Source organism: Agrobacterium sp. SUL3 (assembly GCF_001263295.1).
Classification (GTDB): Bacteria; Pseudomonadota; Alphaproteobacteria; order Rhizobiales; family Rhizobiaceae; genus Agrobacterium; species Agrobacterium tomkonis.
Map to the genome: position 1 here is coordinate 1 of NZ_KQ414520.1, position 16593 is coordinate 16593.

The window sequence follows — 16593 nt, forward strand, 5'->3', positions numbered from 1 at the left end:
CAGTCGCAGCGATGGAATCAGAATTCGGCGACCAAGGGAATCCTCAACGCGATTCCGCGTTCAATGGACGTGCTCTAATGCGCAGCATTTCCGGCGCGTATGACGGGTCTCGCTGAGTGTTTATAGAACAGAAAAAAGCGCGGCCATCTTAGATTGACCGCGCTTGATGTTCTTGCCGAGAGGAGTGGTCTACGGAAAGACTGCCAAGACCTTCTTACGTTTCCTTGCGTGGCTGCTTTTCCGACGTTGGCCGATCCGTGCCATTTGTGATGGAAGCTGCGAGGAGGGCCTGTGTCGGGTCTGCTCCCTTGAAACCGGCCTGTGCGAGGATTTCATCGAGAACCGGCTTCTGCGCGGTGAAGCTCAGCAGCTGGCTTGAAAGATCACCCAGGCCATTGCCGTTTTGTCCGTAGCTGCCGCCACCGAGTGCGCCGGCCAGATTTCCGGCGCTGAAGATGCGGATGTCGGAAATCTTCTCGATCGGCTTCATCGCTTCGGCCAGCGCCTCGGGGATGATGGCGATCCGCGCGCGGGCAAGTTCGAATTCGATGATGTCGCCGGAAAGCGCATTGCGTGCATCGTTTTTCGCCCGCTCCGCCTGCGCCTCGGCATCACCGAGCGCGATGACGCCTTCGGCGCGGATTTTGGCGGCCTGCGCCTCGGCCTCGGCACCGATCTTGGCGGCGGCAGCGAGGTTTTCCGCAGCTTCGCGCTCGGCTTCCGCCTTCACGGTGATCGCCGTCGCTTCCTGTTCGGCCGCCTTGCGGGCGTCGATCACGGCGATACGCTTGGCGCGTTCGGCGATTTCCACTTCGCGGGCGGTTGCCACCTGTTCTTCGGCGGTGATGGCCGCTGCCTTTGCCTCATCAGCCTTGGCGCGCGCAGCCTGTTCCTGCTCCACCTTCTGGGCAACGGCGATTGCGGCTTCGATCCGGGCGGTTTCGGTGATCTTGCGGGCTTCCGCCTCGCGCTCGGCGATGCCGCGCTCGGCCTCGATGCGGGCGGTCTCGCGCGCCTGACGGGCTTCCGCATCCCGCTCGGCAATGCCGCGTTCGGTATCGAGCTTGGCGGTTTCCTCGTTCAGGCGTGCCGCCTGTTCGGCGCGTGCCGCCTCCGCCCTGGTTTCTGCGGTCTTGTTGGCGATATCGCGTTCCTGCGTCAGTTCCGCATCGCGCTGTTCGCGTTCGATGGTCAGGCGGCGAAGCACGGCTTCGCGGTCCTTGGTGGCGATTTCGACCTCGTTGTCGCGGACGATCTGGTTGCGCTCGCGTTTGCGCTCCTCGGTGATCCGCGTCAGCGCCGTCAGGCCTTCCGCGTCGAAGGTGTTGTTGGGGTTGAAATGCTTGATGTCGGTCTGGTCGAGCCGCGTCAACGACACCGATTCCAGCTCCAGACCGTTGGACTGCAGGTCATGCGCAACGGCTGCCTGCACGGCTTTGACGAATTCGGCGCGCTGTTCCTGCAGGTCGCGCAGCGACATGGTTGCCGCAACCGAGCGCAGGCCGTCGACAAATTTCGCCTCGACCAGGGATTTCAGCGCATCGGCATCATTTGTCCGGTCGCCGAGTGTCTGGGCGGCCAGCGCGATATTTTCGGCGTCCGGCTTCACACGCACGTAAAATTCGGCGGTGATATCGGCGCGCATGCGATCCTTGGTGATCAGCGATTCATGTTCGGATCTCTTTACTTCCAGCCGCAACGTGCTGAGGGAGACCCAGGAATAGGAGTGGAAGATCGGCAGAATGATCGCGCCGCCGTCGAGTACGACTTTTTTGCCGCCAAGGCCGGTTCTGACATAGGCCTTGTCGCGCGTCGAGCGCGTGTAAAGCGATGTCATGATGATGCCGATGACGACGATCGCCGTGACGATGGCACCGGCAATCAGGCTCAAAGAAAAGAAGTCCATGGTGAATTAACCCCTGTTGTGCCCGCTATTATGAATTTTTCAGATCCGGCGGTGCGGGGATGGCCTGGAAAAGCCCATCCGCCCCATCGACGATCAATACCTGCGCACCCGTATCGATCGTGTGACCGGATGCGGCCTGTGCGCGCAGGAAGTGAATATTGTCATGCCGGTCCTTGACCCGCACGGTGCCGGGCTTGCCCTGGTCAAGCGGCCCGATGGTGACGACGCCTGTGAGACCCAGAAAGTCGGCCTGCTCAAGCGCGTTGGTCTCATCGCGTGGAATGACCTTTGCAACAGCAAGGCTGAGCGACCGCGTGGCCGGAATGGCTGCGGCAATCGCGCCGGTCATGGCCAAAGGGAGCGGCAAGGGCCCGAGAAATATTGTGGAAGCGACCCCCTGAATGAAGAAACCGGTAACGGCAAAAACCGAAAGCAGAATGACCGCGAGAACAAGCAGCGGCACGCCGCCGGCGTTGAGCCAGGACATCCAGCTTCCCAGCAGCCCCGCTTCGGTATCGCCCGGCGCATGGTAGCTGAAACTGTCGTCCAGCAGACCGGAGGCTGACACGCCGAGCAGGACCGAGACGAGTTCGACAATGCCGAGGCCGGCGACCGTCAAGAGGGCGATCCAGAAGGGGGCAGTGCCGGGCTGGACAATGCCCTCCATCAGCGTTGTCCCTCCCGGAAAGCCTTGAGCCGCGCCTCAATGGCGCTCTGGCGCTGCATGCGGCCTAACTCTTCCACCTCGGCTGCGCCGGTATTGGGCTTGGCCGGTGTGCCGGTCACCCTTTCGATCGCTTCCAGCGCCTCGGCCAGACGGCGGTCATTGCGCTGGGACGGGGTGGCGTCGACACTGGCAGGTGCCGCGCGTTCGGCACGCTTGGCATCTTCGAGCCGCTTTTGCGCATCCGCCTTTGCGGAGGCGATGCTGCGCAAGGTGGTTTCCGCTTCCGCAATCTCGGCGGCATTCTCGAGGATCGCCTTGTTCAGCGCTTCGCGCTGCGCCTCCAGATCGATCTGCAACCCGGTTGCGGCGCGGGCCAGATCCTCGCGGCCGTTTTCCAGCCCGATTCTGATCTTGTCGTCGAGGTCGCTGATCTCTTCATCAAGATCGACGGCCTTCGATTTGAGGCGATGGCCGGCGGCAACCGCCACGCCGAGCGCCGCTCGCGCTTCCTCGGCGATTTTGGCAATTTCCCGCACGGCCTGCTGCGCGACTGCGACGGGATTGGACGCTTCCGCCGCATCGACGGCGTTGTTCATGACACCGGCGATGACACGCCCGAGTCGCCCAAGAATACCTTCATTGTTCATCGAAGCCTCCCTGTTCGGTTGGAAGCCGGTTTTTATGCCGGCATGGATGCTGATGGTTTCGCCCTCGAAAACGAGGCGCGCTTCTGAAAAGTCATTCCAGCCGTCGTGATAGCCAAGAACCGTGTAGGGCACGACGACCCGACCCGAGAGGGTGGCGATGCTAAGGCTGTCAGGCCCTTTGACCGAAAACAGCTTGCTGTCGAGCGGGATGTCGCGCACCGGCTCCTGCGGATCACGCTGGCTGTGGTCGCGCAAAGCCAGCGTCACCATGCGGGATGGGAGACCTGTCTTGACCCTGATTTCTTCGTAAGCTGCGGCATGCAGCGCCACGAGGTTGGCGCCTTCTGTCTGATCGAGGATTGCCATCGCACGTCGATAGGCAAGAAGCGTTTCTTCGAGGGAAGATCGATCTTCCCTTGAAAGATTGAGTGCCAGAACGACGTTGGACAGAAGTTTCGTGCTCATGTGAAATATATAAAGCACTTCATTGGTGCTTTCAAGGGGCGTCGGTAGTTTTTTCAACCCTGCATAAGCTGATTTCCCGCTTCAGATGTAGTTTATGCCGTACCGAACCACCGGCTAGCGGCTTCCGTGAGTTCCTCCTTGTCAGGAGTTGACCCCGTAGCCCAGGCGACAATGCCATCGGAACGCACCAGCGCGGCGCTTAATCCGAGCGGGTCGACGGCATTGGCCGCCACATAAGCGATCCGTCCGGTCCAACGACCTGCAAGCGCTTCAAGTGATGCACCCACGCCAAAGTTCAAAAGCAGCGCTCTTCCTTCTCTCAGAAGTTCGCCGATCTTCCTTCCGTCGGTCAGTACGAAATCCGGAACGCTGCGGCCGACAAGCGGATGTTGGCCGCCAAGCTCATAGCGCAGGGAAATACCCCAGACACGCTCGGCGAAATATGTCGCGCCATCGCGGGTCTCGATAAGGTCGCGGATGATGGTTTCCAGCGCCCTTGTGCTCGAGCTGGGGCGCATGAGAGCGACCTGCGCGCGCGACCAGTCGAGGATCTGTGCTCCCACCGGGTGTCGTTCGCTGGTATAGGTGTCCAGCAATCCGTCCGGGGCATCCCCGCGGATTGCCGCTGCAAGTTTCCAGCCAAGATTGAGCGCATCGCCCAGCCCGAGATTAAGCCCCTGGCCGCCAAGCGGGGAGTGGATATGGGCGGCATCGCCCGCCAGTAATATTCGGCCGTTGCGATAGGTCGTGGCCTGATAGGCGCGATCCGTCCATGTCGTTGCAAGTCTGAGGCCTGTGACCGTGACGTTGGTGCCGGAGACATGCCGCAGGACAGTCTGCACATGCTCGGGTGTCATCGCCTTGGTCCGGTGAAACCGGCCGCCGTCGAAATCGACCATCGCGATGGTTCCGGGCTCTTGGTAGGTATACATGCCGGTTGGTGTGTAGTGACGGCCCGGGGCGAGTTTTTCCGGGTCCGCCATCTCGACCTCGACGGAATAGCCGGTAAATTCGGGATCGGTGCCGACGAAATCGAAGCCGCCCGCCTTGCGCACCGCGCTGCGGCCGCCATCGCAGCCAACGAGCCAGCACCCGTGAAATATCTGGCTACCCGCGTAAACGGTCACACCCGTATCCGACTGCTGGACGCTCTCAACCCCAGCGCCGCGTCTGATCTCGGCCCCCATCGCGGTTGCACGTCTTTCCAGAACGGTTTCGATCTCTTCCATGCTGGAGGCCATGGTCACCGGCGTCGAATCCGGCAAGCGATAGGTCCATTTCGACGCATCGATATTGTCGTGGAAGAACTGGATACCGGCGAAATGGCCGCCCGGGCGGCGGCGCTGCTGCATCCAGTGTGTGGTCAAGCCGTGGCTGCCGTTTGGCTGTTCTTTTGTCGGCTGATTTTTGGTTATGTCCTCCAGCAGGCCCCGGCGGTGGAAACTTTCGATGGTGGGCACGGAAAGACCGCGCATGCCGAAGGGGAGTTTCTTAAGCGGCGACGAAGGATCGTGGGCCTGCTCCAGCACCAGTACCGAAACCTTCGCAAGGCGCAGCTCACAGGCGAGAAACAGGCCCACAGGACCAGCGCCGGCAATCACGACATCGTAAATCAGAGGGGTATTTGACATGAAATGCTCCTTTGGTCGTTCGACCGGAGCAGTTCATCGTTTTGAGAACCACACGGACGAACAATTTGACGCCTTGACAGCGTCGTTGTTCGTCGTGGGACTCATGCGCAGGGCATGGACAGAGCTTTCGTTTCCGAAAGGACTTGGGCTAGACCACACCAAGTCGTGCCTTTTTCGACATTTCTTCCATAACGCCGGAGCGGCCGGTCGGCAAGGCAAATCCAGCTCTTCGTCCATCCGGCAGCCTCATTCCTCAGGACCCGGGCCGATGTTCCCGGAATGCGGCGGCAAGTGTGCGCAACGCCTCGCGGGATCTGCTGTCGGTGAGGGTGGAGAACATCACGACCTCGGTGGAGGGCAGCGACGGCAGGCCGAAGCGCTGGCTAACCTCGACCGTGCCGGGCGGTGCAAGACGGCAGGAAAAGGCGGAAATGGCAAGACCGGCGGAGACCGCGGCCGTAACCATCGACGAGGTGCCGCCAAGAAACACCTCCGTCCAGGCAATGGCGGCCGAATCCAGCGCGCGGGCGGCAATGTTGCGCACACCGCAGGCGGGTGAAAGCGCGGCCAGCCGCAGGGGTTCGCCCTGACGGTGTTCGAATTGCGGAGCGGCGTACCAGCCGAAATGCTCCGGCCCCAGCACCTCGCCGTCGCGTCGGTCGTCTTCACGCCGGATAATTGCGGCGTCGATTTCGCCACGGTCGAAGGCGTCCAGCAGCACACGGGAATTGTCCATGCGCACTTCGATCGTCAGTCCCGGATCATGGGCATTGAGCCGCGCCAGAAGGTTTGGCACCTCCGGCCCCGCAACATGGGCGGCAATGCCAAGGCCAAAACGGCGGCGCTGGAATGAAAGGCCGGCGAGGGCACGATCATGCGCGGCAAGGAATTCGCGGGCGGGCGCCAGAAACACCGCACCTTGCGCCGACAGCCGCACGGACCGGGGCGTACGCTCAAGCAGCCGTTGGCCCAGCCGGTCTTCCAGCCGCTTCAGCTTGACGCTGATGGCACCCTGCGTGGTTCCCAGAGCTTCGGCAGCGCGGGTGAAGCTTTGCAGATCGGCAATGGTGACAAAAGCCTCGACGGCATCCACATCCAGCGTGCGCAAATCAATAATTCCAATTTGTTGTCTCTGAAATAGCCAACCATCCAATTCAGTTATGGTCAAGCTTTGGTTAGTTTGCGTTCGGTTCCGCAGACCGGATTTCGCTGTTGCGATCCGCCCCATGAAAGGCTGAAGAATGACCCTTGCCGTTACCGCACCCGCCGGCAGCAGAAGCGCCATGGCGCTCGCTGCCGTTTGTCTCTCCGCCCTGATGTTCGGACTGGAGATTTCCAGCGTTCCGGCGATCCTGCCGACACTCGAACAGATGCTGCATGCGGATTTCCGGCAGCTTCAGTGGATCATGAATGCTTACACGATCGGCGTGACGGTGGTGTTGATGGCGACAGGTGCGCTGGCAGACCGCTTTGGCCGCAAGCGCGTCTTCATTGCCAGCATTGTCGCTTTTGCACTTTCGTCTCTCGCCTGCGGAGTGACGGAAAATGTGATGGTGCTGATTGCGGCGCGTTTCCTTCAGGGACTGAGCGGCGGTGCGATGCTGGTGTGCCAGATTGCCATCCTGTCGTACCAGTTTCGCACGGCCAGTGAGCGTGGCATGGCGTTCGGCTGGTGGGGCATCATTTCCGGCGTAGGGCTGGGGTTTGGCCCGATTATCGGCGGGGCCATCGTCGCGCTGTGGAGCTGGGAATGGGTGTTCCTCGTTCACGTGGCGCTCAGCGCGGGCACTTTGCTGCTCGCAGTGGGCGGCGTGAGAGAATCGCTTGATCCGGAAGCGACACGTCTTGATCTTGCCGGTATCGCCACGCTGTCGCTGGCCGTGTTTCTCCTTGCCTTTTTCATCACACAAGGCCCTGAACTCGGCTTTGCCAGTCAGGCGGCGCTATTGATCCTCGCGGGGTCCGTCGCGAGCTTCATCGCTTTTCTCATCGTGGAAAAGCTCACACCAAGGCCGATGTTCGATTTTTCCGTGTTCCGAATCCGGCCGTTTTCCGGAGCCATCATCGGCTCGGCGGCGATGAACATCAGTTTCTGGCCCTTCATGATCTATCTGCCGATCTGGTTTCAGGCGGGTCTCGGTTATGACAGCGTCGCCGCCGGTCTTGGCCTGCTTGCCTACACGCTGCCGGCGCTGGTGATGCCGCCGCTGGCGGAGCGTCTGTCCCTGCGTTATCAGCCTCGCATTGTTATACCGGCCGGGCTGTTCACCATCGGTCTCGGTTTCATGCTGATGAAACTGGGCAGCGGCATCGAAAATGCGAACTGGCTTACCATGCTGCCCGGCTGCATTCTTTCGGGCATCGGGCTTGGCTTGACCAACACGCCGGTCACCAACACGACCACGGGTGCGGTGCCGCCGTCGCGTTCCGGCATGGCGTCGGGCATCGACATGAGTGCGCGCATGATCTCGCTCGCCATCAATATTCCGATCATGGGCTTCATTCTGGTTGAGGGCGTGCGCTCTTCGCTTCAGGCAAACCTGACGCTCGATATGGATGTGAACACATTGCAATTGCTCGCTGAAAAGGTTGCGGCGGGAACTGCCGGATCCTCGGCGCAGGACGTTCCCGAAATGCTCGTCCATCAGGCGCTGGCGGATGGTTTCGGTCTGGTCATGCTTTATGCCGGTATCAGTGTCTGGCTGCTTGCCGCCATCAGCTTCCTGGTCTTCGGCCGGGTGCGAAAACCCGCCTGCGACTAGGGCGCCGCAGGCGAATGAGGCGCACCCCCACGCGGTTTTGCCGATAGGGGTGCGCGCTGGTCCTTGCAGGTTCTGCCGCTGTTATTTCAGCTGTGTCACGGTCAATTTGCCGTTCACCCGCTCGGCGACGAATTGCACTTTCGCGCCTTCCTGCAATTTCGCCAGCATGGCTTCGTCCTTGACCTCGAAGACCATGGTCATTGCCGGCATGTCCAGGTTTTTTAGTTCCTCATGGATAAGCGTAACCTTTTTGGCCTTGGTATCGAGTTTTTTCACCGTGCCGGCGGTGAATTCCTGCGCGAAGGCGCCGGCGGCAGAGGCGAGAAAGAGGGCTGCGGCGAGTGTGGTGTTGATGATTGTTTTCATGGGTCGGTTTCCTTGTTTGCTTACTTCTTGGCAACGGTGACATCGCCGTGCATGCCGGCGTCGTAGTGTCCGGGTACAAGGCAGGCGACCTTGAAGACGCCGTCATTGATGAACCTCCAGACGATTTCCCCCGTCTTGCCGGGCGCCAGACGGATGGCGTTCGGATCGGCATGTTCCATCTCGGGGAATTTCTCCATCAGCCCCTTGTGTTCCATGACCTTTGCTTCTTCATCGAGAACGAATTCATGATCGAGCTCGCCTTCGTTCTTGACGGTGAAGCGGATGGTCTGGTCCTTGCGGACCTTGAAGTTGTTAGGCGTGAAGATCATCTTGCCATCCGCCGTTTCTTTCATGCTGACGCGGATGGTCTGGGTGACTTTCGTGGCATCGCCGGGCTCACCGACTGCCATGGCCTCGCTGTGTCCGCCGGCATGGCTACCGGCCGCCAGAGCGGGGGTCGCAAGTGCTGCCAGCACAAGGCCAAGAATTGCAGTGTTCATGATGTTTTCCTCTATCGTTTGGGAACGTTGACGATCAGCCATGGTTCGAATGGGCCGATGGGGGCTGCGTGCTTGCATCTTTGGCTTTGGGTGCGTCGGGCAGGTTGCCCGTCCACTCAAAGGCCTGTGTGCCGGGCGGGTTTTGATACCAGCCCGGATCGGCGTAATCGCCCGCGGAGATACCTTCGCGGACCTTCACCACCGAAAACATGCCGCCCATTTCGATGGGGCCGTGGGGACCCCAGCCGGTCATCATGGGCACGGTGTTTTCGGGTATCTCCATCGACATCTCGGCCATGTCAGCCATGCCGGCGGTGCCCATCGGCATGTATTCGGGGCGGATCTGCCGGATTTTCTTGGCGACTTCCTTCTTGTCGACACCGATGAATGTCGGGATTTCGTGACCCATGGCATTCATGGTGTGGTGTGACTTGTGGCAATGGATCGCCCAGTCGCCCTCATATTTGGCGTCAAACTCGTAGGCGCGCATTGCGCCGACGGGAATGTCGATGCTGACTTCCGGCCATCGGGCCTCGGGCCGCACCCAGCCGCCGTCGGTGCAGGTGACCTCGAAGTCGTAACCATGCATATGGATCGGATGGTTGGTCATGGTCAGGTTGCCGACCCGCACCCGCACCCTGTCGTTTTTCGACACGACCAGCGGATCGATGCCGGGAAAGACCCGGCTGTTCCAGGTCCACAGGTTGAAATCGGTCATCTCCATGACGCGGGGCACGTAAGTTCCCGGGTCGATGTCGAAGGCGCTGAGCAGGAACACGAAGTCCCGTTCCACCGGCATGAACGCCGGGTCCTTGGGATGCACGACAAAGAAGCCCATCATCCCCATGGCCATCTGCACCATCTCGTCGGAATGCGGGTGGTACATGAAGGTGCCGGATTTCACGAGATCGAACTCGTAAACGAAGGTTTTGCCGACCGGAATATGCGGTTGCGACAGGCCGCCGACACCGTCCATGCCTGAAGGCAGGATCATGCCGTGCCAGTGAACCGTCGTATGTTCGGGCAATTTATTGGTGACGAAGATACGCACCCGGTCGCCCTCCACAGCCTCGATGGTCGGGCCGGGGGACTGGCCGTTGTAACCCCACAGATAGGCGGTCATGCCCTCGGCCATCTCGCGTTCCACCGGTTCGGCGATGAGGTGGAATTCCTTGACGCCGTTATTCATCCGGAAGGGCAGGGTCCATCCGTTGAGGGTGACGACCGGGTTGTAATCCGGGCCGGTAGAGGGACGAGTGGGCGTCTGGGTGGCAGCACCTTCCATGCTGGCTGCTTCCGGCAGGCCCATATTGGACGTCTGCGCCCAGGTTTTGGAGGATACGAGCGCCGCGCCGGCGGCCCCTGCTCCAAGCAATTGTCTTCTGCTGAACATTCCCGTTTCCTTTCTCAATGACCGCCGCCTGCCGGTGCTTCGGCCGACGCGACTTCGGTTTCGGCCGCGGCACTGCCCGTGCTTCCGCCATAGATGACGGGGGCAAGGTTGGCTTCGGCCAACCAGAAGTCGCGCTTGGCGTTGACTGCGAGGATGGTGGATTCGATTTTTTCGCGGGTATCGGCGATCAGCTCGAAGGTGCTGGTAATCATGCCGTTATAGGAGAGCAGCGATTGCTCCTCGATCGCGCTGCGCAGGGGCAGGACATTGTTGCGGTAGTGGCGCGCAATGTCGTAATTCGACCTGTAGGCCAGATGGGCGGAACGGGCCTGCGAACGGATGTCGACGGCCAGCCCGGCCAGCTGGTTGGCCGCCCGCATATAGGCGAGTTCGCCCTTGCGCAGACGTGCCTGCCCGGAATCGAAGATCGGGATCGTGAAGGACAGCGAACCGGTTCTTGCAATGTCCGAACGGGTGGCACCGTCCTCGCGTTCGCGTTCCTTCTCCCAGCTTCCTGCCAGCTCGATATCGGTGACGATGCGGGTGGCGTCTTCCAGGCGATAGGATTGCGCGGTTGCCTGCAATTCGAGGCGGGCGACTTGCAAATCCATGCGTTTGTGAATTGCTTCCGCCTCGATATCGTTGCGCGCTATCAGGGTCTTCGGCAAGGAAGGAAGCCGGTTTGGTATCTGGAACTCGGCATCCGTGCCGGAAAGCCCCATCAACCGGATCAGCTCTTCCTTGGCGAGTTTCGCTGCCAGTCGCGCCTTTGCCGTTTCTCCCGTCAGCTCCGCATAGAACACATGTTCGCGGGCCTGATTGGCCTTGGGCATCGAGCCCGCTTCACCGATCTTTTTCGCAAGTTCCGAAGAGGCGTCGGCTGCGACCTTCGCCTGGTTAAGGTAGGCGACGTTTTCCCAGGCGGCCACGGCGTTGATCCATGCCCTTCGGGTTTCCGCAGCAAGCGACACGGTGGCGATTGCCGCATTGACCTGCGCCTGACGGAAGCGCGTATTCGCCAGGCTGATATTCTTGTCATAGGTCGCCAAGGCGAGAATATTGGCGGTGACGGCCCCTTCAAGGACACGATACATGGCAAGCCCGGGCGTTCCGATGCCGTTCAGACTGACGGAAAAGGTCGGAAAGACGGAGAGTTGCGTCTGCCAGGCGTCGGCGGCGCTGTCTCCGAGATCCGCATAGGACGCCTGCAGCCCCTTATTGTTTAGCAATGCAACCTGAACAGCGGTTTCGACGTCGATGGTCTTTTTGGCCATCAGCGCCTTGACGCGGTCGCGCACCACCTGCGCCTGCTGCTGGTTCTGAACCCAGACAGTCTGTTTGCCGGTTGCCTCACTGGTTTTCAGCGTTGCATCGGCAAAGCCCGCATCCTTGGCGGCATAATCAGTCGTAACGCAGCCTGCCGCGATGAGGGGAAACAGGAGGGAGGATATCAGCCTGATAGGACGTGGGATCATCATGCGCCTCCCTTCGCTGGCGACTGCGCATCGTTCAGGCCACGCCAGGGTTTCGGATCGACGGGAACGCGGTGCGTGTAAGCTCCGATCGGATTTTGATAGGGAATGGGCCTGACGCTGGACATAGCGTCGGGGCTGTCGGTCGATATGACGACTTCAGGTAAGGTGGCTGCGCATCCGCCCGCAAAAAGCGGCAGGGCAACCACCAGGAACAAACGTTTCATGGTGAAAATCCGGCAATAAGATCATGATTGCTCCAGCACGCTCACGCATGCAGGTGCAGGAAAGCCCGCAAAGCGGTTCCGGATATTCAGATATTAGGGGGGCGCTGAAGCTTAGGTGCCAGACCGGCAGCATGCGTATCGTCGATGAACGCACGCAGGGAAATGACGGTCGGGTGGTTCAGGGATGAGGAGGGGCACGGAATGGCCGCGACACCACAATAATCCTGGCAGCAGGAATTCTTCGATTTTTCCTTGCTGGCGTGGTCATGTTGATCGGCGTGGTCGCCGTGATCCTGAACGGCGGCGTCGTGGTGACCCCGGCCTGACGAATGGTCGTTTTCGATCTGTGAGATCGGGACGTCGTTTTCGGCATGCATTGCGGCATTGACGGTGGAAACGCTGTAGCCCGCCAGTGACACTACCATCACCAGCCTGAACAACAGGGCCATCAATTTCGATGCTCGCAACATCCCATTCATGCGCTGTAGCAGAGCCTCAGTCCTGAGATTTGTCAATGGGTATCGCCCATAACCATCAAAAAATGCGTTGGACTCTACCGATCCAGCACGTTTGAGATTGCCGCTTGGGTTGGAATATCCTAATCGTCTTTGCCGGGTTCGCCTTCCAGAAAGCGCTTGCCTATATCAAAGAAAGACAGCTTCATCCGGGTGCGTTTGTCAGCACCCTCAAGACTGGAGACCGGTACCTTGAAACCGAATGTTTCGGCCGGCTCCGCAGAACGTTCGCGCCAGAAAGCGTCGATATCCGCAATCATCATTTTTTGCCTCCGGGCGCGGCGATAATGGATCGGGTGTCTGGCGCGGGCGACGGCGAAATAGGCACATGCGCTTTGGGGCATCAGGCCCTGCAGAACCATCAGGACCGCCTCCTTGGGGCGAAGCCCGCAAAGATCGCGCGTGACTGACACCATCTCATCTTTTGCGGCGCGCGGCCCCTGCATACCTCCAACGACAAGCGTATGGTGGTCTCGCCCGTATTGCCCCAGAAAAATGAACTTTGCGGTCCACAGAACGGCCTCGTCGCGGTTGCGCACCAACCGGACTGCAAAAGCGCCCTCGTGCCGGCCGCCGCAACAATCCGCGAGAGCAAGGGTGCACCGGTAGTCATCCTTTCGGCCATGAACGATGCCCATCTCCAGGGTCTTTCCTGCCCAGAGCCCACTCATGACGGCCTTCGTAAAATGACGGTCCGCGACTATGAAGTTCTCCACGAGAAAAAGCAGTCGTCTCTGCTGGGAAATTTCGCCGACAAGAAACTTCGACAGCGGTTTCTGCAGCAATTCATCATGGGGCGGCGGCAGTTTCCGCTTTGCCGAAAAGGCGGCCAGAAACTGCCACCACCGAAACGTGACGACGGGATTGGCGGCAAAGCGCATCCAGAACAGGACCGCCCGCTTCCAGTGCGCGCGCCCGACGAAGGTCATGATGGTCCAGAACAAGGTGAATTCGGTTGTGCCCGATGCCTTCTGCAGATCGTCCGTTGCCGGAAATTTTTCTGCCTGAAAGGCGGCATCGTTGGTGTGCGGCATAGGTTTGGCTTCCGGCGAGCATGGGTGTTGCAGCCGTTGCATGCGCCGGATTTGTGAAGATTGTGTCGAGAAACAGTGGAGCTTGCGCTAAGCCCGGATCTCCCCCTGTACAGGGAAAAAAAGACGATAAGCGCCAGCTTTTCAAGAGGTTGTCTTGAAGAGGATTGTCACGATCGTTCCGCCATCCTGCCCGGCCGCGATCTGCATGTCGCTATTGTGCGCCTGCGCAATGGCGCGGGCGATTGATAAGCCGAGCCCCGTACCTCCCGTGGTGCGGGCGCGTGATGGTTCCGTGCGCCAGAAGAGTTCGATGCCGTGCGCCTCGACGCCGGGTGGAAAACCCGGTCCCCTGTCTTCGATGGCGATGAAGGGACGTCCTTCCCGAATGCCGGTTGAACAGCGCAGACTTTTTCCGCCTGCCGCATAACGGCGTACATTGTCTATCAGGACGAGAAGCAGCTGCCGAAGACGTTGACGATCGCCCTGAACGGGAGCCGGATCCAGTGACAGGTTGAGACAGATACCGGCCTCCTTCAGGAGGGGCCGCGCTGCCTCCGCCACCGCCGCGCATTCGGCTGCGAGATCAAGTGGCTCGATGTCTTTCACGAGACTGTTGGTTTCCGCCAGAGAGAGTGTACGCAGATCGTCCACCAGACGCGCCAGCCCTTCCACCTGAACGATGAGGTGACGAATGGCCTGCTTGTCGAGGGGAAAGATATCATCCGCAATGCCATGTAGGCGGCCTTGCAGGATGGTGAGTGGGGTGCGTAGTTCATGGGCAACCGCCATCGTATTGAATTTCAGGCGGCGCTCCATCATCTGCAGCTCCTGTTTCAGGCTGTCGAAACTGTCGACGAGGAAGACGATCTCGACGATACGGTTTGCCTTGACCTTTTCGCCGCTGCTGAAGTCGCCAGCCGCCATGCGCTGGGCCGCCACGGTCAGTTCCTGCAATGGCGCGGCAATGCGCCGGGAAATGATATAGCCGAGCAGACTGCACAGCAGCACGCCGGCCAGCCCGAAGACGAACACCGATGCGACGAGCTCGTCATCGCCTGCGCTCTGTACATGGGGCAAAACGTCGAGAAGCGCCTGGAACTGCTGCAGGTCCGGCATCACGCCGCGATCTATGTCCGAGAAGGCTTTGGCGGCGCCCGGCGACAGCCCGGCAATCGCGCGTTCCTGAATGTTGTCCGCATACCAGGACACGCCGTAATAGATCATTGCAACGGCGAAGACGAGCATCGTGGTGATCGTGATCGCCGTCATCGTGCTGAGACTGAGGCGCCGGAACCTCATGGTTTCTGCTCCCCGGCAAGCCGATAGCCAATGCTGCGTACCGAGACCAGATAGCCGCAAGCACCATGATCCGTCAGTTTCTTGCGCAGATTGGCGATGTGCGTGTCAATCGTGCGCGCCAGCGCGTCGCTTTCCGGCAAACAGGCGTCGAGAATATCTGCGCGCTGAAACGCATGGGTGGGACGCCGCGTCATATGGGCAAGTATCCGGAATTCGCTGAGCGTCAGCGGCAGGATGGTTCTGCCCGCCTCGCCGTAAACCGCCGCTATATAGGATTCTGTATCGATTTCGATGGCGCCGAAACGCAGGATGCTGGCACCAACGGGCTGTCGCGTGCGCTTCAAGACGGCATTCACCCGCGCGATTATTTCCTGCGGATTGAAAGGCTTGATGATGTAGTCGTCGGCGCCGAGACGCAGGCCGGTCAGCTTGTCCATATCTTCCGCAAGCGCGGTCACCATGATGACCGGTGTATCCCTCTCGCGCCGGATGCGTGTCAATACGTCGATGCCGTCGAGCTTGGGCAAACGAATGTCGAGAAGAATGAGATCCGGTCTCAGCATGGAGAAATGCGTGATCGCCGTTTCTCCATCGCCCGCCCTGACGGTTCTGTATCCATCACGAATGAGGTAGGCGTCCAGAATCTGCATGATGTCGGGATCGTCTTCGACGATGAGAATGAGCCCTCTATCCATGCTGAACCTGCAATTTTACGTATATAAGCCGCGTTAATGCCGGGACGCTAAGCCGGCGTGACACATCGGGCAAGGGTTCCCGTGTGAGATATCGGCCGTGGGAGCTGTTTTCCTCACGCTCTTGGGTGTTTCTCCGCAAAGGCTTGACATTTCTGCGGAAGAGAGCCGGTCATGCACCAGTATCTCCTCCGTAAAACCAATCAAAATGCGCCGAATTGGCCCAAGAGGTCGAAACTTCGCTCGAACCTCATCCACGGCGCGTGCCAGGCTTTTGCACGTGCTGTCCGCAAGCCATCTCTTCTGGCTCTTGCGGTTGCGCTCGCGATGATGCTTTTCTTCACCGCCTGGCCGGATATCGATCTTGATGTCAGCCGTGGGTTCTGGACCGATGGCTTCCGTCACGGTGAGGATGCGTTCCTGCTTTCCGTCCGCGATCTGAACCGCGCGCTCCCAGCTCTTCTGTTATCCGGGCTTGTTTCCATACTTCTCGTCCGCCCATTCTCTGCCGGCTTACAGCGCAATTTTCGCCCTCACCAATTGCTGCTTATTCTCACTTTTTATGTACTCGGGCCAGGCGCGACCGTCGATGTCGTGAAAAACCTGTTCGGTCGGGCCAGACCGCGCCACCTAGGCGATTTCGGGGGAGAGCTGTTTTTTACGCCCGTTCTCTCGCTTGAAGGCACCTGTCTCCGCAATTGCTCATTTCCATCAGGCGAAAGTGCTTCCGCCATCGCCCTGCTGGCTTTCATCATCCTCTTGCCGAAAAAATTCCGCCTCGTCGGAGCCGCGGTCCTGATGCCGTTCATCATGATTTTTTCCCTGAACAGGGTTGCGATGGGCGCTCACTTCCTCTCCGATGTCCTGATCGCCTGGCCATTGATGCTTGCAGTGTTTCTGTTGCTGCATCGGCCGTTCACGAAATATCGCGAGACGATTGACGCTGCCTTCTCGCGCAAAGCCAACAGAAACCGGCACATTGCAGAACAATAAAGCCGGTTCGGGGCTTTGGTTGCC

At 59.9% G+C, this 16593-nt stretch carries 16 protein-coding genes; 2 read left to right on the forward strand and 14 right to left on the reverse strand.

Annotation, left to right across the window (positions count from 1 at the left end):
- Positions 1-214: 214 nt before the first annotated feature.
- The 5 genes from AKG12_RS25635 to AKG12_RS25655 all read right to left on the reverse strand — a co-directional run bounded on the left by AKG12_RS25635 (position 215) and on the right by AKG12_RS25655 (position 6424).
- On the reverse strand, positions 215-1906 hold the full coding sequence (locus AKG12_RS25635; RefSeq protein WP_052820959.1) for a flotillin family protein: 1692 nt from the start codon (positions 1904-1906) through the stop codon (positions 215-217).
- A 28-nt stretch (positions 1907-1934) separates the two neighbouring features.
- Positions 1935-2573 carry an OB-fold-containig protein gene (locus AKG12_RS25640; RefSeq protein WP_046801989.1) on the reverse strand — a complete coding sequence of 213 codons (639 nt, stop codon included), beginning with the start codon at positions 2571-2573 and terminating at the stop codon, positions 1935-1937.
- Positions 2573-3685, reverse strand: coding sequence for a PspA/IM30 family protein (locus AKG12_RS25645; RefSeq protein WP_156316090.1), 1113 nt, complete (start codon positions 3683-3685; stop codon positions 2573-2575). Before AKG12_RS25645 ends, AKG12_RS25640 begins: the two co-directional genes overlap by 1 nt.
- A gap of 92 nt (positions 3686-3777) precedes the next feature.
- Positions 3778-5316, reverse strand: coding sequence for an FAD-dependent monooxygenase (locus AKG12_RS25650; RefSeq protein ID WP_052820961.1), 1539 nt, complete (start codon positions 5314-5316; stop codon positions 3778-3780).
- A gap of 253 nt (positions 5317-5569) precedes the next feature.
- Positions 5570-6424, reverse strand: a complete 855-nt coding sequence (locus AKG12_RS25655) for a LysR family transcriptional regulator (protein ID WP_046801991.1) — start codon at positions 6422-6424, stop codon at positions 5570-5572.
- Positions 6425-6557: 133 nt separating this feature from the next.
- Between AKG12_RS25655 and AKG12_RS25660 the strand changes: the two genes are divergently transcribed.
- Entirely contained in the window at positions 6558-8078 is a 1521-nt protein-coding gene (locus AKG12_RS25660) for an MFS transporter (protein ID WP_052820962.1), read from the forward strand.
- An 81-nt stretch (positions 8079-8159) separates the two neighbouring features.
- On the opposite strand, the gene AKG12_RS25665 is transcribed toward AKG12_RS25660, so the two are convergent.
- From AKG12_RS25665 to AKG12_RS25705, 9 genes are all read right to left on the reverse strand, one after another.
- On the reverse strand, positions 8160-8444 hold the full coding sequence (locus AKG12_RS25665) for a copper-binding protein (protein WP_046801993.1): 285 nt from the start codon (positions 8442-8444) through the stop codon (positions 8160-8162).
- A gap of 20 nt (positions 8445-8464) precedes the next feature.
- Positions 8465-8944, reverse strand: a complete 480-nt coding sequence (locus tag AKG12_RS25670) for a cupredoxin domain-containing protein (protein ID WP_052820963.1) — start codon at positions 8942-8944, stop codon at positions 8465-8467.
- Between the two features lie 34 nt (positions 8945-8978).
- Complete coding sequence (locus AKG12_RS25675) at positions 8979-10337, reverse strand: multicopper oxidase family protein (protein WP_052820964.1); 1359 nt, start codon at positions 10335-10337, stop codon at positions 8979-8981.
- Positions 10338-10351: 14 nt separating this feature from the next.
- A complete protein-coding gene (locus tag AKG12_RS25680) occupies positions 10352-11812 on the reverse strand; it encodes a TolC family protein (protein ID WP_052820965.1) in 1461 nt (486 codons plus the stop codon).
- Positions 11812-12036 (reverse strand): hypothetical protein, encoded by a 225-nt coding sequence (locus tag AKG12_RS25685; protein WP_052820966.1) that lies wholly within the window; start codon positions 12034-12036, stop codon positions 11812-11814. Before AKG12_RS25685 ends, AKG12_RS25680 begins: the two co-directional genes overlap by 1 nt.
- Positions 12037-12122: 86 nt before the next feature.
- On the reverse strand, positions 12123-12485 hold the full coding sequence (locus tag AKG12_RS25690) for a hypothetical protein (protein WP_052820967.1): 363 nt from the start codon (positions 12483-12485) through the stop codon (positions 12123-12125).
- A gap of 149 nt (positions 12486-12634) precedes the next feature.
- Positions 12635-13585 carry a DUF535 family protein gene (locus tag AKG12_RS25695; protein ID WP_052820968.1) on the reverse strand — a complete coding sequence of 317 codons (951 nt, stop codon included), beginning with the start codon at positions 13583-13585 and terminating at the stop codon, positions 12635-12637.
- 141 nt (positions 13586-13726) lie between these two features.
- Positions 13727-14884, reverse strand: coding sequence for an ATP-binding protein (locus tag AKG12_RS25700; protein WP_052820969.1), 1158 nt, complete (start codon positions 14882-14884; stop codon positions 13727-13729).
- The gene (locus tag AKG12_RS25705) at positions 14881-15579 is read right to left on the reverse strand and encodes a response regulator (RefSeq protein WP_046801624.1); all 699 of its coding nucleotides are present in this window, start codon (positions 15577-15579) and stop codon (positions 14881-14883) included. Before AKG12_RS25705 ends, AKG12_RS25700 begins: the two co-directional genes overlap by 4 nt.
- A 171-nt stretch (positions 15580-15750) precedes the next feature.
- On the opposite strand from AKG12_RS25705, the gene AKG12_RS25710 reads away from it, so the two are divergent.
- Entirely contained in the window at positions 15751-16569 is an 819-nt protein-coding gene (locus AKG12_RS25710) for a phosphatase PAP2 family protein (RefSeq protein ID WP_052820970.1), read from the forward strand.
- Positions 16570-16593: the final 24 nt, after the last annotated feature.